A 22,396-nucleotide genomic window follows, 5' to 3' on the forward strand; every position below is an offset into this window, starting at 1 on the left:
CGGGCGAGGCCTCAAGAGAGTCAGGCGCCGCGGCGGGCCCAGCCGGTCAACCGGTCGCTCAGGTCCATAAACTGCTGGTCTACAACCTGCAGTCCGGGGTTGGCGTCGTACCAGTCCACGATTTCCCGGGCTCCGTCAGCAAACGGAATAGTGGCGCAGTAATCGGGTACCAGGGACTTGATCTTGGTATTGTCGAAAACCACAGAGTGGGAGCGGTCACCCAGCAGGTTGGGCCCGAGTTCGTCACTGTGAGCGGCAATGGTTTCAGAAGCCACGTGCACCAACTCCGGATCCGGCACGCCCGCCGCACGGGCAAACAGCTGGTAGATCTGGTTCCAGGGCAAGTACTCGTCCGAGGTGATGGTGTAGCTCTCTCCGATGGCTTGGGGCCTGCCCAGCAGCCCCACGAAGGCCTTTGCGAAATCCCTGCTGTGCGTGAGGGTCCAAAGAGACGTGCCGTCGCCATGCACCATGACGGGCAGCCCGGCCCGCATCCGGTGGAGGTCGGTCCAACCGCCCACCATGGCAATCTTGGTGCGGTCGTAGGTATGCGACGGGCGCACCACGGTGAGCGGGAAGTCCTGCTCACGGTAAGCCTCGAAAAACAGCTCCTCGCAGGCAATTTTGTCCCGCGAGTACTGCCAGAACGGATTCTTCAGGGGCGTGGACTCGCGGATCGGCAGCCGGGTTGGCGGCTTCTGGTACGCGGACGCGGAGCTGATGAACACATACTGACCGGTATGTCCGGCGAACAGGTCGAGGCTGGCCTTGGCCTGGTCCGGCTTGTAGGTGATGAAGTCCGCGACAGCATCGAACTCGCGTCCCGCGAGCGCTTCCCGGACTGCGGAAACGTCCCGAACGTCCGCGCGCAGAGTTTCCACCCCTTCCGGGACCGGCCTCGTGGACCGGCCCCGGTTGAGGATTGTCAGCCGGTGCCCCAGCGCGACGGCGCGTTCCGCCGCCGTCGCGCTGATGACTCCGGTGCCGCCGATGAAGAGGATGCTCCTCGGCGCCACCGTGTCGGCTTCGCGAACAAGTGGGTTCACCACGCGTAGTCTTCCGGCGCCGTCCGGTGCCCGGGGAAGATGTCGTCGAGCCGCTTGAGCGCATCGGCGTCCAACGAGACGTCCACAGCGCGAATGGCGGCGTCGAGCTGCTCCTGGGTCCTTGGCCCGATGATGGGCGCCGTCACTGCGGGCTGGTGCAGCAGCCAGGCGAGGGCGACGTCGCCGGGCTCCTGGCCCAGTTCCTCCGCGAAGTCCTCGTACTGCTGAATCTGGTCCTGGTGCTTCTTCAGGGTCTCGGCTGCCCGGCCCTCGGTCCGACGGACGCCCTGCCGTTCCTTCTTCAGCACCCCGCCGAGGAGTCCGCCCTGCAGCGGCGACCAGGGGATGAGCCCCAGTCCGTACTGCTGTGCGGCCGGAATGACTTCCAGTTCCACCTGGCGCATAAAGAGGTTGTAGATGGACTGCTCGCTGACGAGCCCCGTGTAGTTCCGCCGCCGCGCGGCCTCCTGCGCCTGGGCGATGTGCCAGCCGGCGAAGTTGCTGCTGCCGGAATACAGGATCTTGCCCTGCTGGACGGCCACTTCGATGGCCTGCCAGATCTCATCCCAGGGGGTATCCCGGTCAATGTGGTGGAACTGGTAGATGTCGATGTAGTCCGTCTGCAGGCGCTTCAGGCTCGCATCCAGGGCGCGGCGGATGTTCAGCGCGGACAGCTTTGATTCGTTGGGCCGGTCCGTCATGGTTCCGTAAAGCTTGGTGGCCAGCACCGTGTGCTCGCGGCGCTCGCCGCCCTTGGCAAACCAGCGGCCAATGATCTCTTCGGTCCAGCCGCGGTGCCCGGCCCCGCCGTACACGTTGGCAGTGTCAAAGAAGTTGATGCCGTGGTCCAGCGCGGAGTCCATGATGCTGTGGGCGTCAGACTCCTCCGTCTGCGGGCCGAAGTTCATGGTGCCCAGGCAGAGCCGGGACACTTTCAGGCCGGAGCGGCCCAAATGGGTGTACTGCATTGGTGAATCCTTTCGTGGCAGAGCCCTGTCGGGCCCCGGCTCAGCTGGGTGGGCTACAGCTGGATGGGCTACATCTGGGTGAAGGAGGCGACGGCGGGATCCGAGCCCTGCCGCGCTCCGGACTCGAGCGCGGTGATGGCCACAAGCTCCTCATCGGAAAGGGTAAGGGCCGAAGCCGCGAAGTTTTCCCGGATCCGGGCAGGCTGGCTGGACTTGGGGATCACGATGTTTCCGGCCGCCAGATGCCAGGCGAGCACCACCTGGGCGGTGGTGGCGTTGTGGGCGTTGGCAATGGCCGTCACGGCATTACCGTTCAGGTCGGCGCCCCGTCCCAGCGGGCTGTAGGCTTCCACCGCGATGCCCAGGCGCCGGCACTTGTCCGCCAGTTCCGCCTGCTGGTAGCTGGGGTGGAGCTCGATCTGGTTCACGGCCGGGACGATTTCGGCGGACTCCAGCAGGTCGTCCAGGTGATCGGCCAGGAAGTTGGAGACTCCGATGGCACGGATCTGGTTGTTTTCATACAGCCGCTCCATCTCCTTCCAGGCCTGGACGTACAGGCCCTGCGATGGAACCGGCCAGTGGATGAGGTACAGGTCGACGTAGTCCAGGCCCAGTGCCAAACGGCTGTTCTGGAATGCTTCCTGTGCCCGGTCCTGCTCGCCGTTCCGGAGCTTGGTGGTGACAAAGATGTCCTCGCGGGGGATGCCCGTGGCCGCGATCGCAGCTCCGACGCCGGCCTCGTTGCGGTAGGCGGCAGCGGTGTCAATGTGGCGGTATCCCGCCTCGAAGGCGTCCTCCACAATCCGCTGGGTGTCTTCCGGCGGTACCTGGAAAACGCCGAAACCAAGCTGGGGGATGGTGACGCCGTTGTTCAGTGTCAGCTCTGACATAGTGGGCTCCTTGAAAGGTGCGGGATGGGTGCCGGTGGCTCGAACCCGAGAAAGCGGTTTCCGCTGGCTCGTTACTGAGCCTATGCAGTTTTGGCGCCGATGTCAGTAAGCAAGGCTGATCTTGTTTTTCCTAGGACTGCCAGTCCTACCTTCGTTGTAGAAGATGCCGGACAGCGCAGGTCACAATGGTTTGCATGGGTCAAAGCGCCGAGTTCGGAAAATTCCTCAAAGCCATGCGTTCCCGGCTGAGCCCCGAGGACGCCGGGGCAGGGCCCACGGCCGGGGCCCGCAGGGTGCCCGGACTTCGGCGCGAGGAAGTGGCAAGGCTGGCGGGAGTCAGCACTGATTACTACGTCCGACTCGAACAGGGCCGGAACATCCACCCCTCGCGCACGGTACTGGACGCCGTATCCCGGGCGCTCCGCCTCAGCAGCAGCGAGCAGGCGCACCTGATGGATCTGTTGGAGAACTGCGCTGCGAACCCGCGGCCGGCCGGACAAGCGGCGCAGGCGGTCCGCCCGGCCCTTCGCCACCTCCTGGAAGCCGTAGGAGACGTGCCGGCGATGGTGTTGGGGCGCCGCAGCGACGTACTGGCCGGGAACCGTTTGGCGTTCGTGCTCTTCACCGATTTTCCGGCGCTCCCGGTGGCGGAAAGGAACCTGACCCGCTGGCTCATCCTCGACCCCGCAGCCCGGAAGCTGTTCCGGGACTGGAAGACGGTGGCTGCAGAAGCCGCTGGAGCCCTCCGCCTTGACGTTGGCCGGCACCCCAACGACGCCCAGGCCAACCACCTCGTGGGTGAACTGGCGGTCAACAGCGAGCACTTCCGGCAATGGTGGGCGGGACATCGGGTGGCAACCAGGTCCGCAGGGACCGTCCGTCTGCACCATCCGGCCGTCGGGGACCTGGAACTGAACTTTGAGAACCTTGTCCTCCCGGAGGACCCTGACCAGACGCTCAGGGTCTATTCCGCCCGGCCCGGGTCGCCGTCGGCCGATGCCCTGGCCTTGCTTGGCAGCCTCGGCGCGGTGGCGAATCTGGAGCAGCCGCGCAGTTCCGTGGCGGGCGCCCCTGCCACCGTTGCCGAAGGCAGCGACTAGCTGCTGCCCGCGCCGCTCCGCTGTGCGTTTGGCCAGCCGTACGGACGGATTCTGGCCACGAGCCCATTGGGCGGGAGACGAAGCCTTCCTAGGCTGGAGGAACAAGTTCTTACTCCAAGGATGGTCTCAAAGATGAAACGCATCGCCCTGCTCAAGGAACGCCAGGCTGCTGCCGCCGTGGGCGCTCCCTCTACCGCTACCGGTTCGCACTGCCCGGTGTCCGGCCTCTGGAGCCCGGACCATGACCCGCACACGGTCCTGTCCTTCTTCGAAGGGCACGTGTTCCCGGCGTTCGACGGCGTCCCCACCGTATGGCGGCGGCGCTCAGCAGGTGCCGTTTCAGCGAATTAGCATTCACGTTAAAGCCAGACTGGCCCGCAGCCAACGTCCCCCGAACGGGTTTTTGCGACGCTGACTGCGGGCCAGTTGGGCTTTGATTAGTGTTCTTCCAGCCGGAAACCGAGCTTCATGGTGACCTGCCAGTCCGCGATCTTGCCCTCTTCCAGGTGGCCCCGGATCTCCTTGACCTCGAACCAGTCAAGGTTCCGCAGGGTCTGGGATGCCTTGGCAATTCCGTTGCGGACGGCGTCGTCCACTCCCTGATCTGACGTGCCGACAATTTCAGAAATGCTGTACGTGTGGTTGGACAACTTCGCTCCTCGTGATTGCCTTGGGGCTCCCGGTTGCGGGCCGTTCTTGAAGACTAGTAGGACTTCAAGAACCTTGACCAGCCCTTATCCGGATGTTCCGTGGAGAACCGCCACGTTCGAACAGCTGTCGTTGTCCGCCGTCGGAGGTTCACCCCAGGTGTGACCATCTCAACCACGTCCCGCCGGGGTCCAGTCACCGAGGAAGGCTTCCTTGGTGAACTTGTTGGCCTCTTCGGGGCTGAGTTGAGGGTGGAACTCGTTGACGTAGGCACCGGGTCCGCTGTTGTTGTACTCGGCAAACCGGCCCTCGGTCCAGGAGTGGCCACTCATGTCGGCCCAGCCGCGGACGGCGATATGGCTGCCCAGGACGGAGTCCCGGATCACGGCCATGGGGTGCGCGTCAGGATCACTGCTGGCGAACCAGGGGCGGCCCAGGCTGACCGTTCCCGGAGCGGCGTCAGAAGTGAGGGTGCTGTTCACGATCAGGACGCCGTAGGGGTTGGAGTTCTTGGTGCTGGGCGCCACGATGTAGCCGTTGTTGGTTGAGCTCCCGCGGTCCAGTGAGTGGATGGTACAACCGTCCAGGACTGCGGTGCCCCGGCCGTAGATAAAGTCGACGTCCCCTTCGATATAGCAGTTCTTAAGGTACGTGCGGGCGGTGGCGTCCCGGCTGGCGGTGTCGGCGAGGTAGGTGTCCTGGTTGCCGAGGAAGCGCGTGCCGTCGAACGTGACCTTGTCCCCAACAGTACGGACAGCAAGTGCCTGGCTGGGGCCGTTCGCGGCCTCATCGTAGGAGTTTTCAACCGTCAGGTTCCGCACAAGGGTTCCGGCCGCCGAGATGGTCATCGTGGGACTTCCGGCGGTACCCCAGGTGCCGCCGAAGAACTTCACGCCGTTGGCGGGGGTGTCATAGGAGATCACGACGTCGGACGCGTTGGCTGTGGCGCCCTGGATGGTGAGGTTGGGGCGGTCGGCCCAGACATGCACTGCTTCGCGGTAGACGCCCGGCTTGACGGTGATGGTGCGGGGCAGTGTGCTGCCGCTGGGAATGGATCCGATCGCTGCCTGGAGGCTGGCGAAGTCGCCGGTGCCGTCCAGCGCAACAGTGATTTCTGTTGAGTTGTTCGGGGCGTTGTTCTCCCGTGGGCCTGCGCCGGCGGCAACTATGTCCGGAACCCGTGCGGGGTCGTCCTTCTGGTAGGCGTAGTTCTGGGCTGGGTCGAAGGCGGCGCCCACGTTGTCCCTGCGCCCACGGGTGCCGTTGAAGATGTTGTCCCGGTTGACCACCTCGGTGGCAGGGTCCTTGGCGACGACCGGGTCCTGCACCGCTGTGAACGTGTTGCCTTCCAGCACCACTTTGGCGGCGTTGCGGCCCATCATCCCGTACTGGCCGATGTCCTGCAGGTAGTTGTTGTAGACGTGCGCGGCCGCGGTGTTGTCCAGGCTGAAGTTCCGCTGGATGGTGTTGCGGATCCAGTTATGGTGGATGGTCATCCTTGTCACGGCATTGGAGGTCCAACCGACGCCCAGGGCTTTGTTGTTGTCGGCGAAGACGTTCCAGGAGTAGGTAACGAGGTCCGAGTCCTTGCGGGTGTCGATCAGGCCGTCGCCCATGCGCTGGATCTTCATGTGATCAACCCAGACGTGGTGGGTGGTGTCCAGTTGAATGCCGTCGCGGTCGTTGTCCGGCCGTTTGCCGTCCCAGTCTCCGGGAATGTACGAATCCCGGATGGTGAAGTTCCGGAAGATGACGTTGGAGACGTTGACGAGCTTAAAGCCGGCGTTGACCACTTCGGAGCCGGCGCCCACGCCGATAAAGCTCTTGTTGGCAGCGACCGGGATCTTGACGTAGTCCGTGGCTTTGAGGCTGCCGCGGATGAAGATGACCAGCGGTTCCGCCGCTGCCGCGTAGCTGGTCAGTTCCTCGATGGTGGACGCGGTGACGATCCGGCCCGCCTGGCCGCCGGTGGTTCCGGCCAGGCCGTAACCTGGCAGCGCGGCAAAGCCATCGGGCGTTTGCTTCCACATCGCTTCGGGGGTGGCATCGGCAGCCGGTACCAGGGTTGCGGGCAGGGCGGCGGACGGTTGTGGGGCTCCGGCAGGGGAGGCGGTGGCGGCAGGAACCGCCGTCAGGCTTCCCAGCATCACGACGGCGGTTGCCGCGCCGAGCAGGCATCGCAGACTCATACAAAAACTCCTTTGTTTTGTGCCAGGGCAGCCTCCAGTCCGGGCACGGGTAATCAGGGATGTTCAGTGATGACGCGTACGGAGAAGGTACTTGCTGCTACTTCCAGCCCTGGGCTACTTCAGCCCGGTGGTGGCGATTCCGTTGATGAGGTACTTCTGGCCTGCGATGAAGAAGCCGATGATGGGTGCGATGGACACGACGGACATGGCGAACATTGGCCCCCACATGCTTTGGCCTTCGGAATCCATAAACGCCCGCAGTGCCAGCGGCACTGTGTAGAGGTCCTGGTTCTGGATGTAGAGCAGGGGGCCAAAAAACTCGTTCCAGGTGGAGATGAACGTGAAGATGGCCGTGGTTGCCATCGCCGGAACACAGAGCGGCAGGATGACGCGCAGGAACGTCCGGAAGGGGCCGCACCCGTCGATCTGGGCGGCGTCGTCAAGCTCCTTGGGGAGGGCCTTCATGAACTGGACCATGAGGAAGATGAAGAATGCGTTCGTTGCCATGAAGTTCGGCACGATCAGGGGCAGGTAGGTATCAAGCCATCCCAGCTGCGAGAAGATGATGTACTGCGGCACCAGGAGCACGTGCCCGGGAAGCATCAGGGTTCCCAGCATCAGGGCGAAAAAGAGCTTCCGCCCGGTGAACTCCATCCGGGCGAAGGCGTACGCAGCCAGGGCACAGGAGAAGATGTTTCCCACGATGGAGAAGACCACCACGATCAGGGAATTGATCAGGTAGACGTGAAAGGGCTGGTTCAGCGCCGTCCAGCCCTGCTCGTAGTTGCTGAAGTCCCAGTTTTCCGGCCATAGTCCAAGCTGCCGGAAGATGTCGTTGCTGGGCTTGAACGAGCTGGAGACGAGCCACAGCAGCGGATACAGCATCACCAGGCCAACCAGGCACAGGATCAGGTGCCGTGAGAAGCGGCTACCGGTGGTCCCGGTGAGTGCGTCCTCTGCGGGAACGTCCTTCTTTTGCTTGTTCTTGAGGGGTAGTTCGAGAAGAGCCATAGCGGGTGCCTTAATTGTCGTAGAAGACCCAGAACTTGGATGCGATGAAGTTGATGGCCGTGAAAATCGCAATGATCATCAACAGCAGCCATGCCATGGCCGAGGCATACCCCATCTCGAACTCCGTGAATCCCTTCTGGTACAGGTACAGGTTGTAGAACAGCGTGGAATCCGCCGGTCCGCCGGTGCCGCCGCTCATCACGTAGCCCTGGGTAAAGGTCTGGAAGGATCCGATCAGCTGCATGATGAGGTTGAAGAAGATGATGGGGCTGATCAACGGCAGGGTGATGCTCCGGAACTGCCGCCACCGGGACGCTCCGTCGATGGAGGCGGCCTCGTAGTACATGGAAGGCACCTGGCGCAGGCCGGCAAGGAAAATTACCATCGGCGAACCAAATGTCCACACGTTCAGGACGATCAGGGTGCTCAACGCGAACTCCGGGTCCGTGACCCATGCCGGGCCCTGGATCCCGAGGAGACCCAGGGAACCGTTGACGATGCCGTCATTGCCGAAGATGTAGCGCCACAGCATCACAATTGCGACGCTTCCACCGAGCAGGGACGGCAGGTAGTACACGGAGCGGTAAATCGCCAGGCCTTGCAGGCCGCGGTTCAGTACCAGGGCTATCAGCAGGGCCACGGCCAGGGAGATGGGCACCGAAACGAAGGTGTAGATGAATGTGACCTTCAGCGACTGCAGGAGCCTCGGGTCCTCGAACATCGCCTGGAAGTTTGCCAGTCCCACGAAGTTCGGCTCGGTGAAGAGGTTGTAGTCCGTAAACGCCAGGTAGAGGGAGGCGAAGAACGGGATGATCGTAAACAGCATGCCGATGAACCACGGCAGCAGGAAGAGGTAACCGGAACGCTGATTGGTGCGCTTGCCGCGTGTCCGGCTGGGTTTCCCGCCCGGCGCGGCCAGGGTGGCGGCCGCGCCGGAGGCTTGCTTGGTCAGCACTGACATCCGTCAGGCTCCTATCTGCGTATCGACATATCTGGACGGGGGCCGGCTACTTGTTGATGGCGGCATTGCTCTTCTCGAGGAACGTCTTTGCTGCATCGGCAGGGGTGACGCGGCCAAACTCAACTTCCGTCGCCAACTGCTTGAGGGTGTCCGCGACGACACTTGCACCCTTGGGGTAGACGTAGGCCGGTGCGAGATCGTCCTTCTGGATGTCGGCGACCATCTGCACAAACTTCGTGTCATCCTCGCCGAGCTTGGGCATAATGGCCTCTGTCACTTCGGGGTTGATCGGAACGCCGCGCTGGGTCAGCGTCTCCGCGGCGCCGTCGACGTCGTTAATCAGGAAGTTCAGCAGCTTTGCCGCTTCCTTCGGGTGCTTGGACTTGGCGGCAATGGACCACAGCATGCTGGGATCGGCCGAGTATCCGCGGCGCTTCTCGGTGGTTTCGCCGGGCATGCGCAGCAGGACCACGTTTCCGCCGGCGGCCTCGTTGTATCCCTTGTAGTTGTTGATCGGGATGATCTGGGAAGCGACGGTGCCCTTGGCCAGGTACGACTGGGCAGGGGAGCCGCCAATCTGCTCGAAGAAGCCCGCGGGCGGGTAGCCTCCTGCAGCGCGCAGATCAACGCTGTACTGGAACCAGTCGCGCATTGTCTCCTCGCTGACACCGAGCTTGTTGTCCTTCGTATAGAAGTCCTCACCCCGCTGCCTTGCCAGCAGGATGGGGCCCGTTTCGGTGGCTACGTCATAGCCGGCGCCGTAGATTTTGCCGCCGGTTTTCTGCGTGATCTCGGTGGCGAACATTGCATAGTCTTCCCAGCTCCAGGTTTTGTCATCCGGAATGGTGACCCCGGCCTGGTCGGTAATGGTTTTGTTCACCACCATGCCGATGAGGTTGACTCCGGTGGCCAGGCCGTACAGTTTTCCGTCAACCTCGCCGCGGCTCTGGATTGTGGCGGGGATGTTCTTGAGGTCGATCTCCGGGAAGGACTTCAAGTCGGCCAGGGTGCCCCGCTGTGCGTACTCAAGGAGCGAGCGGTTGGCCATGTTCAGGACGTCGGGCGGGTTACCGCCGGCGAAGCGGGTAGCCAGTTTGTCGGCGTAGGGGCCGCTGTCCTGGTATTCGCTCTTGACGGTGATGCCGGGGTTCTTCTCCTCGAAGATCTTGATTGCCGCGTCCGTCATCTTGGCCCGGTTGGAGTCCCCCCAATAGACGAAGTTCAACTCCACGTTGCCACCGCCACCGGCAGCAGGTGTCGAACCTCCGCCGCAGCCGCTCAGCGCCAGGCCGGCGGCCGTAACGGCTGCGCCCAGGACCAGCCTGCGGGAGATGGGGGTGCTGACAGTCTTCATCATTGAATGACGCCTCTCTAGGGTTGCCCGCCGGTAACGTGCCGGCCGCTAATCGTGAAAATAGTTAAGAAAGTTTCTGCAACGAGTAGGGCAGTAGCTCTGCGGAAACGAGCCACGCTGACCAGCCCAAGCAGCCGAAACTACAACTCGGTAAACGATTTCTAGCAAACCAGCACTGTGACTGTCAACACAATTTCGAAAGTCTGGACTTATGGAAATCAGAAACTTTCTTTAGTTCTTGCCGAGTCTTTCTGATCTGGCTATGCTGAACTCCACATCCCATGAACTGCCCCTACTGGAGGTCGGCTTGGTCCACCACACCCAACCTGCTGAACCGCCGGTCCCAACCCAGTGGGACCTCCTTCCCGCTGCCCACAACACCGCTCTTCAACAGCCCGCCTACCTTGCGCCCCGGCCCTTTCTGCACCCGATACGTTCCACGGCGGGCGTCATTGTCACCGCTGCTGAACCGGCTGACCACCGGCACCACCTGGGGCTTTCCGTGGCCTTCTCCGACGTCAACGGAACCAACTTTTGGGGCGGGTCAACCTACACGGCCGCCAACGGGCCCTTGGTCCTGGCCAACCACGGAAGGCAGCTGCCGCGAGGTTGGCAGTCGACGCTGGAGGAAGAATCCGGCAACGTTTCCTGGTTATCGAAGGACGGCGTGGAGCTCGCGGTGGAGCAGCGGCGCATCAGGTACTTTTCCCGCACGGGGCCCGGGTCCTGGGGCCTTTCGCTGTCCTCGGTGATAGTCCCGGCGGCAGGGATGGAGCGGCTGGAGGTATCGTCGTCGGCCGTGAAAGGGCGGCAGGGAGCCGGATACGGCGGCATCTTCTGGCGTTTTCCCCAGGGCAGCGGCGAGCCGCTTGTCCTGTCCGACGCCGGCAGCGGGGCCGATGCTGCCCACGGTTCACTGTCGCCCTGGCTCTCGATCGGCATGGAGATTGATGGGGCACCTGTCAGCGTTGTGCTCGCACAGCAGCCCGGCCAACTGCTTCCGTGGTTCGTCCGCGCCGAGGGCTACCTCGGCGCCGGGCCGGCCGTGGCATGGGCGGAACCGGGCGCCGTCGACGATCGCAGCCCGCTCCAGCTCGCACTGCATGCCGTTATCCACGACGGCCACGTGTCCACCGCGGCCCAAGCCCTTGGCCTTCTGGGCCAGCATCCCCTCCTCAGCCCCAGCACTTCGGACAGGACATCATGACTACCCGGATCCCCGCCCCCATCTACTGCAACCCGATCCTTAACGCCGACTGGCCGGACCCGGATGCGGTGCAGGTGGACGGCGTTTACTACCTCATCTCCTCCAGCTTCAACCGCGTCCCCGGCCTGCCGGTCCTTCGCTCGCGGAACCTCGTGGATTGGGAACATGCCGGCCACGCGCTCACGGAGCTCCCCCAGACCAGCCACTACTCGCTGGTGCGTCACGGCAGCGGCGTCTGGGCTCCCGCACTCCGGTACCACGACGGGCGCTTCTGGATCTTCTACCCGGATCCGGATCATGGGATCTTCGTACTGAGCGCCGAAAAGGCTGAGGGCCCCTGGACCACACCGCACCTCCTGTACCCCGGCCGCGGTCTCATCGATCCCTGCCCCTTGTGGGACGACGACGGTCAGACCTACCTGGTGCACGGCTGGGCCCAAAGCCGGGTGGGCGTGAAGAACCGGCTCACGGTCCACCGCATGAGCCCGGACGCCAGCAGGCTGCTGGACCACGGCACGCATGTGATCAACGGGGCGGACCTCCCGGGCTACAGCACCCTGGAAGGTCCCAAGTTCTACAAAAGGGACGGCTGGTACTGGATTTTCGCGCCGGCGGGCGGCGTGGCCACCGGCTGGCAGTCGGTATTCCGGTCCAGGTCCCCGTTCGGGCCCTACGAGGGGCGGCGCGTCCTTGAGCAGGGAAAGACCGAGGTCAACGGACCCCACCAGGGCGCCTGGGTCACCAGCCCCCGGGGCGAGGACTGGTTCCTGCACTTCCAGGACCGCGGACCCTACGGCCGGGTGGTGCACCTGCAGCCCATGGGGTGGAGCGAGGACGGCTGGCCCTGGATGGGAGTCCGGGATTCCGACGGCAAACCGGGAACGCCCGTGATTACCCATCCCTACCCGCTGGGTACTGCCGCCGAAAACATGGCACCGCCGGCCAGCGACGACTTCTCGAAGCCGCATCTGGGGCCGCAGTGGCATTGGCAGGCGAATCCGCGGGCTGACTGGGCGCACCAGTGCGGGGGAGGGCACCTCGTCCTCAAACCGAAGGCTAACGATCCGGTGAACCTGCGCGAGCTCCCGAACCTGCTCGGGCAAATCCTGCCCGGAACGCCATTCACGTTCACCACGTCCCTTGAGCTGCACGACGTCCCGGTGGGAACCCGCGCAGGCGTGGTGGTGCTGGGGCTGAAATACGCCTGGCTGGGCATCGTCAGGACAGCTGAAGGCTATGTCCTTGGCGACGGCACCGGGGGAGAGGGGCCCCACGAGCAACGGCTGGGCAGGCAACGTGTCCTGCCGGGTTCCCGGATAGAACTGCAGATCCGTACGGACGGCACGCCCCGGTCCACCTTTGCCTGGCGCTCCGGACCCGGGGAACCGTGGGAAGTGCAGGGCTGGAACTTCGACGTCGTGAAAGGCCAGTGGATCGGCGCGGAGCTGGGCCTTTTTGCTGCCTCGCCTCTGGGTTCGGAGGAGGGCGGCAATGTTATCGTGGGACCCGTGCGTGTGGACGTTGCGCCAGCCCGGCGTCCCACCGCCCCGCAATTCGCCGCCGTAACTACATGACTCCGAGGACCGCCCCTGTGACCGCCACTCCGCGTCCCAAAATCGCTGACGTCGCGGCCGCAGCAGGCGTCTCCGTGCCTACGGTGTCCAAGGTGCTCAACGGCAGGACCCATGTCTCCGACGCTACCCGCGCCAGGGTTCAGCAGGCACTCGAGGAGCTGGACTACTCGAAGCGCGCCGCGTCGGTGACCCAGCCGGGAGTCCTGCAGCTGGTGGTTAACAACTTCGACTCTCCCTGGATCCTGGAGACCATGGCGGGAGTGGAGGCAGCCGCGGACCGGCTGGGCTATGCCGTTGCCTATGCGCGCGCTGAGCATGCGACGGCGGAGCGCTGGCGGAAGCTGCGCGAGCCGTCCGTCAACAGGCTCGATGGCGTGCTGCTGCTCGCTCCGCGGAAGGATTCGCGTCTCGTTGCTACGCTCCGGACCCTGAAGATTCCCGCCGTCGCCATCGACCCCGAAGGAACCGAAGGGCTCACAATCCCCAGCGTCAGCCCGGCGTCGTTCTCCGGCGCCCTGGCCGCAGTGAGCCACCTGCTGGGCCAGGGCCATCGCAGGATCGGCATCATCACCGGCCGCAAGCACAGTCCCGGGCACGGCCGCGCCCGCTACGCGGCCTATGCAGCTGCGCTTCATGAGGCCGGGCTGCCCGTCCTGCCGGAGCTCGTGCAGGACGGCGACTTCAGTATCGAGTCGGGGATGCGGCTCGGCGGGGAACTGCTGGACCTGCCCCAGCCGCCCACTGCCATCTTCACAGGCAGCGACCTGCAGGCCCTGGGCGTGATGAACGCGGCCGGCCAGCGTTCGCTCCACGTTCCCGAGGACCTGAGCATTGTGGGCTTTGACGATATTGCGCAGGCCGCGTTGACCTCGCCGCCGCTCACCACGGTCCGGCAGCCGCTGGCGCAGCTTGCTTCCATGGCCGTTGGCATGTTGACGGAGCAGCAGGACCAGTCCGGTACTGCCGTTCCCACGGCGCTCGAAGTAGCGACAGAACTGGTGGTCCGGGGGACAACGGCCCCGCCGGCGCGCTGAGCCAAAAGTTACTTTGCCTCGAGCACCAGGTTCTTGAGGTCGTCCAGGGTCTGCTGCATGTGTGCGTCCATTGCCTCCCGCGAGCGTGCAGCGTCACGCGATTCCAGTGCTTCGGCGATGTTCCGGTGATGACCGATGGCGTGCACCTGGATCTCGCGCACCGCTGACGTTTCGGTCCGCCGCTTTTCCAGGACCCGGTGGAGCGGTTCGAAGAGGACGGCCACAAAAACGTTCTCGGAGGAATGCAGGATCAGGTCGTGGAACGCGAGGTCCGCCTCCACGAAGGCCGCGACGTCGTTCACCTCGTGGGCGGCCCGCATGGCGGCCACGTAGCCGTGGAGCGCTTGGATGTCCGCGTCGCTGATACGCCCCGCAGCGAGTTCGCAGGCGCCGGTCTCCAGCATGCGGCGGAGTTCGATGAGCTGGACGGATGCCTCCGCTTCGTTCTTGCCCTCGGAGGCCGCGCGCAGCACTGCTTCCAGCGAGGCCCAGCGGTTGAGTGGGTTCACAAACGTACCGCGCCCGCGCTCGACGCTGAGGATCCGCTGCGCCTCAAGCGTTTTCATTGCCTCACGGACGGTCATCCGGCTGACTTCATGCGCGGCGCTGAGTTCGTGCTCGCCCGGAACAGTGGCCCCCGGTGGAAATTCGCCCGCAATGATGCGGTCCAGGAGTTCGTCCGCCACCTGGCCTACCAGCGACTTCCTTGCCATGCTGCCCCCGTCAGTGCCCCTTGTGGATATCTCTGACAAATCTACTTGCGCGTCTTTATGTCCTATGCCACACTAGCATCAGATGCAAGATGTCAGACATCTTACAGATACCTTTACATCAGGATCCACTCGGATTCCTACACAACGGAGTGCACTGTGACGCTTGAAGCAGACGTTCTGGCCGCCTACCCGGCCGAGGTCCCGATTCCCGCCGAACTGGTGGCCAGCACGCTGGCCGCCTCCAACGCGGAGACCCCGCGTGTCCTGGTAGTGCTCGACGACGACCCCACCGGAACGCAGTCCGTGGCAGATTTGCCCGTGCTCACCCGGTGGGAAGTGGAGGACTTTATTTGGGCCTTTGCGCAGGCCAAGCCCGCCGTCTACGTCCTCACCAACACGCGCAGCCTGGACCCCGCCGAGGCTGCCGCCCGCAACGAGGAAGTGGTCCACAACGCCCTCGCTGCTGCCGGGTCGCCGGATACGCTGCGCCTGGGCTTCGTCAGCCGCAGCGATTCCACCCTCCGCGGCCACTATCCCCTGGAGCCGGACGTTATTGCCGCCACGGTTGCTGAGGTCAGCGGGGAAAAGACCGACGGCGTGGTGCTGGTCCCGGCCTTCCCCGATGCCGGACGCCTCACCATCGGCGGTGTCCACTACATGCGCGGCACGGGCGATGCTGCCGGCACCCTCACCCCGGTCTCCGATACCGAATTCGCCAACGATGCGACCTTCGGCTTTACCACCTCGGTGATGGCCGACTACGTCGAGGAGAAATCCCGGGGCCGCTTCGCTGCGGACTCCGTGATCGTCCTGGACTTGAACATCATCCGCGCCGGCGCCTCGGCCGCACATGCCGCAGACGGTGCGCAGATCAGCGCCAATGCCATCGCCGACGCCATCGAAGCGGCCACGGACTCCACCCCGATCGTGGCCGACATCGTCACCGAGAATGACCTTCGGGCGCTGTCCCTGGGGCTGGAGGAAGCCGAGCGACGCGGCAAGAAACTGCTCTACCGCGTAGGCCCGCCCTTTGGCCGTGCCCGGATCGGCCAGGAAATCCGCACCGAACTCACCGGCGCCGAAGCCTATGCCGGCAACACCCCGTCCGAGGCCGGCGGGCTCATCGTCGTCGGCTCCCACGTGGGAGTCACTACCCGCCAGCTGAAGGCGCTGACCGAACAGCACAACGCGGCACGGATCGTTGAGATCGACGTCGAACAACTCCTCGGCTCTGAAACAGAGGCAGGTAACCACCTGGACCGGACTGTGGACACCGTCGTCGAGGCCCTCCGCGGCGGTGACGTCATCGTCCACACCAGCCGGCTGTTGATCAAGACTGACGACCCCGCTGAAAGCCTGCGGATCGCACGTACCGTTTCGGCCGCCGTCGTAGCGGTGGTGAACCGGACGCTCAAGACGTTCCCGCCGCGCTTCGTGATCGCCAAGGGCGGCATCACTTCCTCGGACGTGGCGGCCCACGGCCTCGAGATCCGCCATGCCGTCGTCCGCGGTCCCATGCTGCCGGGCATCGTGTCGCTCTGGGAACCGGTTGACGGTCCCGCCAAGGGCATCCCGTACATCGTCTTCGCCGGCAACGTGGGCGACGACCAGTCCCTCGCCGACGTCACGCGCAAGCTCAGCAACACCTTCTAATCCCCACGGGCTCCCAACTTTCGCCGCCAAATATTCAATGGAGAACACCATGACCAGCAACTACACCGTCACTGTCCTGGGCCTCGGCGCCATGGGCCTGCCCATGGCCACCCGCCTGGCCTCACAGCTGACCGTCCACGGCTTCGACATCGCCGAACCCCGCCTGAAGCTTGCGGAAGAAGCAGGCATTGCCACGTTCGCCACTGCCCGTGAAGCCGCCAAAGGTGCTGACGCCGTCCTCCTGGCCGTCCGCAACGGCGAGCAGCTCAACGATGTCCTCTTTGGCGAGAACGGCGTGGCCTCGGTGCTGGAAGCCGGCGCCGTCGTCATCCTCGGCAGCACTGTGGGCACTGAGGCCATCCCGGCGACGGTCGCCAAGCTGGCCGAATACGGTGTCGAGCTGGTGGATGCCCCGCTGTCCGGCGGACCCAAGCGCGCGGGCGAGGGCGACCTGCTGATCGTCGTCGGCGCTTCCCCGGAAGCCCGCGAAAAGGCGGCTCCGGCCCTGGAACTGCTGGCTTCCACCCTCACCGTGGTGGGCGACAAGCCAGGCGACGGCCAGGCCCTCAAGACCGTCAACCAGCTCCTCTGCGGCGTCCACATTGCTGCCGCCGCCGAGGCCATGGCCCTGGCCGACGCGCTCGGACTGGACCAGGCCAAGACCCTTGCCGCCCTCGAAGCCGGTGCCGCCGGCTCGTTCATGCTCTCCAATCGAGGTCCCCGCATCCTGGAGGCCTACAACGAGGAAGGCGCCGAGGTCCTCAGCCGCCTTGACATCTTCGTTAAGGACATGGGCATCGTAGGCAAGGCCACCCGAGCGGCAGGACTGGCAGCTCCGGTTGCCGCTGCTGCCGAGCAGCTTTACCTCCTGGGCCAGGCCCAGGGACTCGCCGCCGCTGATGACTCCGCCGTCATCAAGGTTGTCGCCCCCACCAAGCGCACCAAGTAGCCACCTTCCCCCTCAACGTACGACGACGGCGGTCCCCCCTCCGCCGTCGTCGTACCCACACAGCTCGCTAGGCTTAACTAGCGATGTCAAAGGAGACACACGATGAGCGCACTAGCTCTTCTGGCCATAGCAGTGGCGGGCGTCGCCCTGCTGCTCGTGGCCGTCATCAAGTTCAAAATCCCCGCTTTCCTAGCCCTGCTCGTGGTCAGCGTGGCAGTTGCCCTGGTGGCCGGCATACCGCTGCCGGACATTATCAAGACCGTCACCGAAGGCATGGGCGGAACCCTTGGATCCGTAGCTATCCTGGTCGGCCTGGGCGCCATGCTGGGCAAAATGATCGAGATTTCCGGCGGTGCACAGGCCCTTGCCGGCAAGTTCACCCAGCTGCTTGGCCCCCGCAGGGTCATCGCCGCCTTGACCTCCGCAGCCTTCCTGCTGGCCATCCCGGTCTTCTTTGACGTCGGATTCATCATCCTGATCCCCATCATCTACGGATTTGCCAAGGCCGCCGGGGTCAACCCGGTCAAGATCGGCCTGCCCGTCGGCGGCATCATGCTGGCAATCCACGTTGTCGTCCCGCCGCACCCCGGCGTTGTTGGCGGCGCAGGAATTCTCGGCGCGGATATCGGCTGGACCACCATCATCGGCCTCGCGCTCTGCATTCCGGTCGGCGTCCTGGGCTACTTCGTTGCCCGCAGGCTCAACCGCCGTGATTTCACCATGCTGCCCGCCACCGCCGAGCAGTTCCGCCTCTTTGGCACCGGCACATCGCAGGTCGAGCAGGAAGCTGCCCAGGGAACGTGCGGCGTTGCCGTAAAGAGCGAGGTCAAGACCGCTCCCAGCCCGGCAATGATCATCACCCTGATTGTCCTTCCGATCCTCATGATCATGGTGGGAACCGTCGGCGCCGTCATCCTGCCGAAGGACACCTTCGCTTCCCAGCTGGCCGCTTTCATCGGCGCCCCGCTGATTGCTCTCCTCACAGCCCTGGGCCTGGCCTACTACTTCCTGGGCATCCGCCGCGGCTGGACCTCCCAGCACACCGGTGAAGTCATGGACTCCGCGCTGGCCCCCACCGCCATCGTTATCCTGGTCACCGGCGCCGGCGGCGTTTTCGGCAAGGTACTCACTGTCTCCGGCATCGGCACGGCCCTCGCCGAAGGCCTGCAGAGTGCCGGCCTTCCCGTCATCGTGATGGCCTTCGTCCTCGCGGCCATCCTGCGTGCATCGCAAGGTTCCGCAACGGTGGCCATCATCACCACCTCGGGCCTGCTGGCAGCGTCCGTGGCAGCCGGCGGTTTCTCACCCTTCCAGACAGCACTCATCCTGGTAGCCATGGGCTTCGGGGCTCTTGGCCTGAGCCACGTGAATGACTCCGGCTTCTGGATCGTCACCCGCTTCCTTGGCCTCTCAGTGGCAGACGGACTCAAGACCTGGACCGTGCTCACCACCATTCTGGGTCTCGCAGGGTTCGCGCTTACCTTCCTGGTCTGGGTCCTCACCGGCGGACTCAACGTCTGATGCGCACCCGACTCGACCACCTGGTCACCTCCGCCCTCCAACAGGGCTCCGCCGTCCCCGCCTTCACCTGCTACGACTTCACCACCGCGCTGGCAGTGGTGGCCGCGGCGGAGGAATCCGGGCGGGGGGTCATCCTCCTCGTGGCACCCAAGACTGCCGCCACGTCCAACGGACTCCGCCTCATCGGGGCCCTCCGGGGCCTGGCTGACGCAGCGTCGGTGCCCGTAGCCGTGCAGCTTGACCACGCAACGGACCTTCAGGTGATGGCCGACGCCGTCGCTGCAGGGGCGGATTCCGTCCTCGCCGACGGTTCGTCCCTTCCGTACGAGGACAACATCGCACTGGTTGTTGCTGCCCGCGCGTTGCTGGGGCCGGACGTACCGCTGGAAGCCGAACTCGGGGGCCTCGCCGGAGACGAGGACCGCGCCTTTGGTGCCGATCAGTCCGGCGTGGCCGTGGCCGGGCTGACGGATTCGGCCCAAGTGGAGGACTTCGTGTCGCGGACCGGAGCGGAACTGCTGGCAGTCGCCGTCGGGAATGTCCATGGCAAATACAAGGGCGAGCCGCAGCTGCGCTGGGACGTCCTGCAAGACATCGCGGTGCGGACGCACATTCCGCTGGTCCTGCACGGGGCCTCCGGGATTCCTGCCGGCGAGCTGGTGAAGGCCGCGTCCATGAACGTGGGCAAGGTCAACTTCAACACCGAGCTCCGCACCGGGGTGCTCGCCACCCTGCAGGAGCAGCTGCCCGGGCACCGGTCCGACGGCGAAAACCTGCAGGGGCTCCTGGGCCACTGGAACCAGTCTGCGGGCAGCTTCGCCACAACGGCCCTGGGCATGCTCACGCGCTGACGTTCCCGTAGGAGGCCTGCTTACGTGGGACGAAAACTCCGGGAGGGGGAGGCCAGGATCAGTCAATGATCCTGGCCTCCCTTCTTTTGGCCTTCCTGGCCTTTGCCCGCCCCGCGATGTTGAAGGGGTAAGCCGGGGCATTGCCAGCGGGATGAAGTAGTGCCAGTGTCGAACCATGACCGAGAACATGATGTCCACCGAGGATAGGTTCACCCCCGATGTCACGCTGAGGCGCAACGACGCGCAGCACCGCTATGAACTGCTGGTGGGCGGCAAGCTGGCCGTCCAGTCCTTTTACGAGGACCTTCCCGGACACATTGACTTCATCCGAACCGAAACCGCCCCGGACTTCGAAGGCCGGGGCCTGGGCAAGGTCCTGGCGCACTTCGCCCTCGATGACGTGGTGGCAACGGGCAAACGCATCGTCCCGCACTGCCCCTTCATTGCCGGCTACCTGCGCAAACATGAGGGCTACGAACAGTTCGTCGACTGGCCCGACAGCCCCGCCACCAACGGTTCGGGAGCCTAAGGCGCCGGTACCCTCCGGGAAACCATAAACATTCTCCTCCGGGAACCCGGGCTGCGCGTTATTGTGCCGCGCAGCCGGGTACCTTTCCTGAGCGCGGTCTTGCAGAGGGCGCACGCAGTTGAATGCGCCCCCTGTCAGGGAGCAGCGCACCGGGGAAGGAATCCTGGATGAATCACGAAGAACAGCTATTCGACGTTGCCGTTATCGGCGGGGGACCGGCCGGGTTGAGCGCCGGCGTTGCCTTGGCCAGGGCTCTGCGCACCGTGGTGGTAATTGATGCCGGCGGGCAGCGGAACCTGCGCGCAGAAGGAGTGCATGGTTTCCTGACCCGAGAGGGCATGAGCCCCGGCAAGTTTCTTGCTGCCGGACGGGCGGAACTTGCGGACTACGGCGGGCAGAGCATCGCCGGTATTGTCAGGTCCGCCAGGCGGGACGGCGGGAACTTCGTGCTCTCACTCGACGACGGCACCACCTGTACAGCCCGCCGGCTGCTGATTACCTCGGGAATCGAAGACCAGCTTCCCGACCTGCCTGGCGTGGCCGAACGTTGGGGCAGGGATGTGCTCTACTGCCCTTACTGCCACGGCTGGGAAATCAGGAACCAGCAGGTAGGGGTGCTCGCTTCGGATGCCCACGCTGTCCTGCAAGCCCTGACCTTCCGGCAGTGGAGCCCGGATGTGACGCTCCTGCTCAACGAAGAATTGACCCTCAGCGCGGGCCAGGCGGAACAGCTGGAAGCGCGGTCCGTCAAAGTAGTGGATGGCCGGGTCCGCGGCTTGGTGGTACAGGGCGACAAGCTCACGGGGGTAACGCTCGACGTCGGATCGGCGGTACCGCTGGACGTGCTGGTGGTCAGCCCGGCCACAGTGAGCAAGGCCAACATGCTCCAGGCCCTGGGGCTGGAACCGGATGGCCTGGAAGAAGGGCCGGGGACGCGGTTGGCCACCGATGAATCGGGTTTGACGTCCTGCCCGGGGGTCTGGGCTGCCGGCAACGCCACAGACGTCTCGGCCCAGGTGATGACGGCCGCGGCCGCCGGACTGAAAGCGGCAGCGGCCATCAACGCGGATTTGGTGCTGGAAGATACGCGGCGCGCAGTGGAGGCCGCGAGGACTGCTGGAGTCCCCTAGTCAGCTGGCCAGCGCGTGCATGCTGGCAGCCGGGACATCAATAGTGAAACCGCAGGCGCAGCGGTAGGTTTCCACGCTGGCGGGCGGGGAACCGGCGCCAACGGGAATGACCTTTGCCCCATCAACGTGAACGGGCTGGTACAAAGACAGTGCGTCGGGATCCACACGCTGCATGGGGGCGCGGCAGTGCATTCTTGAATTCAGGGTGACCAACAATCCCATGTCAACGGGGAGGGCGGAGCTCAAGAGGGCTTCTGCTCCTGTTTCGGGCTCCGCGGGAGCCACTGGCTGATCTTCTGTAACGATGGTCATGATGTTCGTCCTTGGGCTTCTTCACGGTACTGCCGGCGTTGGCAGCCCCGCCGCGACTGCTTGCGGAGGTTCATTTACCCCATAACCTAAGCATGCTTACTAATAGTTGGGCAAATCAGCTTGTGATCCGGGGCACACGCCCGGCCCATGTGAAACTGCCGCCAGTGCCACAAGCCATTCCCGTGCCCGCGGGCAGCGTGTGCCCTAGCCGCGCCGGCGCTGCCACTGGAATGCGTGCCAGAACAGCAGGCAGATGGCAGCTGCAAGCCCCGCGACGATCACGTAAGGGGCGAAGGTGAACATTAGGAAAGATACCGGCATCCCTGAAGTCGTCGGGCCCACCATGGAGTTCGCGTTGAGGAAGATCAAGGTTCCGCCCCCGATCAAAACGATGGCGAGCAGCCACAGGGCCACAATGAACGGGTTGACGGCCGGCGCAGGGCCGCTGCCGGAATCTTCCCCCGCTCCGGACCCGACCACCCCCGACATCGGATTTCCGTCCTGGTCCACTTCCCGGAACTCGATGGCGCTTCCTTGCTGTTCCATGTTTCCCCCTATGGATTTGGGCAGCCAACAGCTGCCTGTGTGCCAACCCTAATCCGGGGATACGCGCCCGTCTTGTCATACGCACCCGCCGGGAAGCGGGACATTTTGCAGGACCCGTAGCCCGCGCCGCCAGTCAATGACGGCCGCGGCTGTGGAAAAGCGGCGCATTGCAGACCTTCCCGGGAAATACATCACAAAAGTTTGCTTAAA

General features: G+C 64.5%; 22 protein-coding genes. 11 read left to right on the top strand and 11 right to left on the bottom strand.

Features of this window, described 5'->3' with window-relative positions; genetic code table 11:
- Positions 1-20 precede the first annotated feature (20 nt).
- The 3 genes from M1D32_RS02370 to M1D32_RS02380 form a co-directional block, all read right to left on the bottom strand.
- Complete coding sequence (locus M1D32_RS02370) at positions 21-1,049, bottom strand: SDR family oxidoreductase (RefSeq protein WP_458780770.1); 1,029 nt, start codon at positions 1,047-1,049, stop codon at positions 21-23.
- Positions 1,043-2,014 (bottom strand): aldo/keto reductase, encoded by a 972-nt coding sequence (locus M1D32_RS02375; RefSeq protein WP_458780771.1) that lies wholly within the window; start codon positions 2,012-2,014, stop codon positions 1,043-1,045. Before M1D32_RS02375 ends, M1D32_RS02370 begins: the two co-directional genes overlap by 7 nt.
- 68 nt (positions 2,015-2,082) lie before the next feature.
- A complete protein-coding gene (locus M1D32_RS02380; protein WP_458780772.1) occupies positions 2,083-2,904 on the bottom strand; it encodes an aldo/keto reductase in 822 nt (273 codons plus the stop codon).
- Between the two features lie 194 nt (positions 2,905-3,098).
- Between M1D32_RS02380 and M1D32_RS02385 the strand changes: the two genes are divergently transcribed.
- Both M1D32_RS02385 and M1D32_RS02390 read left to right on the top strand, forming a co-directional pair.
- Complete coding sequence (locus M1D32_RS02385) at positions 3,099-4,004, top strand: helix-turn-helix domain-containing protein (RefSeq protein ID WP_458780773.1); 906 nt, start codon at positions 3,099-3,101, stop codon at positions 4,002-4,004.
- Positions 4,005-4,136: 132 nt separating this feature from the next.
- Positions 4,137-4,355, top strand: coding sequence for a hypothetical protein (locus tag M1D32_RS02390; RefSeq protein WP_458780774.1), 219 nt, complete (start codon positions 4,137-4,139; stop codon positions 4,353-4,355).
- A gap of 86 nt (positions 4,356-4,441) precedes the next feature.
- Here M1D32_RS02390 and M1D32_RS02395 read toward each other — a convergent pair whose 3' ends face one another.
- From M1D32_RS02395 to M1D32_RS02415, 5 genes are all read right to left on the bottom strand, one after another.
- Positions 4,442-4,654, bottom strand: coding sequence for a dodecin (locus M1D32_RS02395; RefSeq protein ID WP_142043055.1), 213 nt, complete (start codon positions 4,652-4,654; stop codon positions 4,442-4,444).
- Positions 4,655-4,822: 168 nt separating this feature from the next.
- Positions 4,823-6,841, bottom strand: coding sequence for a pectinesterase family protein (locus tag M1D32_RS02400; RefSeq protein WP_458780775.1), 2,019 nt, complete (start codon positions 6,839-6,841; stop codon positions 4,823-4,825).
- A gap of 114 nt (positions 6,842-6,955) precedes the next feature.
- A complete protein-coding gene (locus M1D32_RS02405; RefSeq protein WP_458780776.1) occupies positions 6,956-7,852 on the bottom strand; it encodes a carbohydrate ABC transporter permease in 897 nt (298 codons plus the stop codon).
- Between the two features lie 10 nt (positions 7,853-7,862).
- Entirely contained in the window at positions 7,863-8,813 is a 951-nt protein-coding gene (locus tag M1D32_RS02410) for a carbohydrate ABC transporter permease (protein WP_458780777.1), read from the bottom strand.
- 46 nt (positions 8,814-8,859) lie between these two features.
- Complete coding sequence (locus M1D32_RS02415) at positions 8,860-10,170, bottom strand: ABC transporter substrate-binding protein (protein WP_458780778.1); 1,311 nt, start codon at positions 10,168-10,170, stop codon at positions 8,860-8,862.
- Between the two features lie 259 nt (positions 10,171-10,429).
- Here M1D32_RS02415 and M1D32_RS02420 point away from each other — a divergent pair, with 259 nt between their 5' ends.
- Genes M1D32_RS02420 through M1D32_RS02430 form a run of 3 tightly spaced genes read left to right on the top strand, consistent with a single transcriptional unit; the run spans position 10,430 to position 13,982 of the window.
- Positions 10,430-11,374, top strand: a complete 945-nt coding sequence (locus M1D32_RS02420) for a DUF6807 family protein (protein ID WP_458780779.1) — start codon at positions 10,430-10,432, stop codon at positions 11,372-11,374.
- Positions 11,371-12,948 carry a glycoside hydrolase family 43 protein gene (locus tag M1D32_RS02425; RefSeq protein ID WP_458780780.1) on the top strand — a complete coding sequence of 526 codons (1,578 nt, stop codon included), beginning with the start codon at positions 11,371-11,373 and terminating at the stop codon, positions 12,946-12,948. The genes M1D32_RS02420 and M1D32_RS02425 overlap by 4 nt, the downstream gene beginning before the upstream one ends.
- 17 nt (positions 12,949-12,965) lie before the next feature.
- Entirely contained in the window at positions 12,966-13,982 is a 1,017-nt protein-coding gene (locus M1D32_RS02430; protein WP_458780781.1) for a LacI family DNA-binding transcriptional regulator, read from the top strand.
- Between the two features lie 8 nt (positions 13,983-13,990).
- Here M1D32_RS02430 and M1D32_RS02435 read toward each other — a convergent pair whose 3' ends face one another.
- The gene (locus tag M1D32_RS02435; RefSeq protein WP_458780782.1) at positions 13,991-14,695 is read right to left on the bottom strand and encodes a FadR/GntR family transcriptional regulator; all 705 of its coding nucleotides are present in this window, start codon (positions 14,693-14,695) and stop codon (positions 13,991-13,993) included.
- A gap of 156 nt (positions 14,696-14,851) precedes the next feature.
- Between M1D32_RS02435 and M1D32_RS02440 the strand changes: the two genes are divergently transcribed.
- The 6 genes from M1D32_RS02440 to M1D32_RS02465 all read left to right on the top strand — a co-directional run bounded on the left by M1D32_RS02440 (position 14,852) and on the right by M1D32_RS02465 (position 21,328).
- A complete protein-coding gene (locus tag M1D32_RS02440) occupies positions 14,852-16,348 on the top strand; it encodes a four-carbon acid sugar kinase family protein (protein ID WP_458780783.1) in 1,497 nt (498 codons plus the stop codon).
- A 49-nt stretch (positions 16,349-16,397) separates the two neighbouring features.
- Positions 16,398-17,297 carry an NAD(P)-dependent oxidoreductase gene (locus tag M1D32_RS02445; RefSeq protein ID WP_163161521.1) on the top strand — a complete coding sequence of 300 codons (900 nt, stop codon included), beginning with the start codon at positions 16,398-16,400 and terminating at the stop codon, positions 17,295-17,297.
- Positions 17,298-17,399: 102 nt separating this feature from the next.
- Positions 17,400-18,818 carry a GntP family transporter gene (locus M1D32_RS02450; protein WP_458780784.1) on the top strand — a complete coding sequence of 473 codons (1,419 nt, stop codon included), beginning with the start codon at positions 17,400-17,402 and terminating at the stop codon, positions 18,816-18,818.
- A complete protein-coding gene (locus M1D32_RS02455; RefSeq protein WP_458780785.1) occupies positions 18,818-19,669 on the top strand; it encodes a class II fructose-bisphosphate aldolase in 852 nt (283 codons plus the stop codon). The genes M1D32_RS02450 and M1D32_RS02455 overlap by 1 nt, the downstream gene beginning before the upstream one ends.
- Before the next feature lie 175 nt (positions 19,670-19,844).
- Positions 19,845-20,198, top strand: a complete 354-nt coding sequence (locus M1D32_RS02460) for a GNAT family N-acetyltransferase (RefSeq protein WP_458780786.1) — start codon at positions 19,845-19,847, stop codon at positions 20,196-20,198.
- A gap of 167 nt (positions 20,199-20,365) precedes the next feature.
- A complete protein-coding gene (locus tag M1D32_RS02465) occupies positions 20,366-21,328 on the top strand; it encodes an NAD(P)/FAD-dependent oxidoreductase (RefSeq protein ID WP_458780787.1) in 963 nt (320 codons plus the stop codon).
- Here the strand turns inward: M1D32_RS02465 and M1D32_RS02470 are convergent, their stop codons facing one another.
- Together M1D32_RS02470 and M1D32_RS02475 are read right to left on the bottom strand one after the other, a co-directional pair.
- Positions 21,329-21,640 (bottom strand): hypothetical protein, encoded by a 312-nt coding sequence (locus M1D32_RS02470; protein WP_458780788.1) that lies wholly within the window; start codon positions 21,638-21,640, stop codon positions 21,329-21,331. It lies immediately after the preceding gene.
- 204 nt (positions 21,641-21,844) lie between these two features.
- Complete coding sequence (locus M1D32_RS02475) at positions 21,845-22,186, bottom strand: hypothetical protein (protein WP_458780789.1); 342 nt, start codon at positions 22,184-22,186, stop codon at positions 21,845-21,847.
- Positions 22,187-22,396 lie beyond the last annotated feature (210 nt).

Source organism: Arthrobacter sp. D3-16 (genome assembly GCF_054408515.1).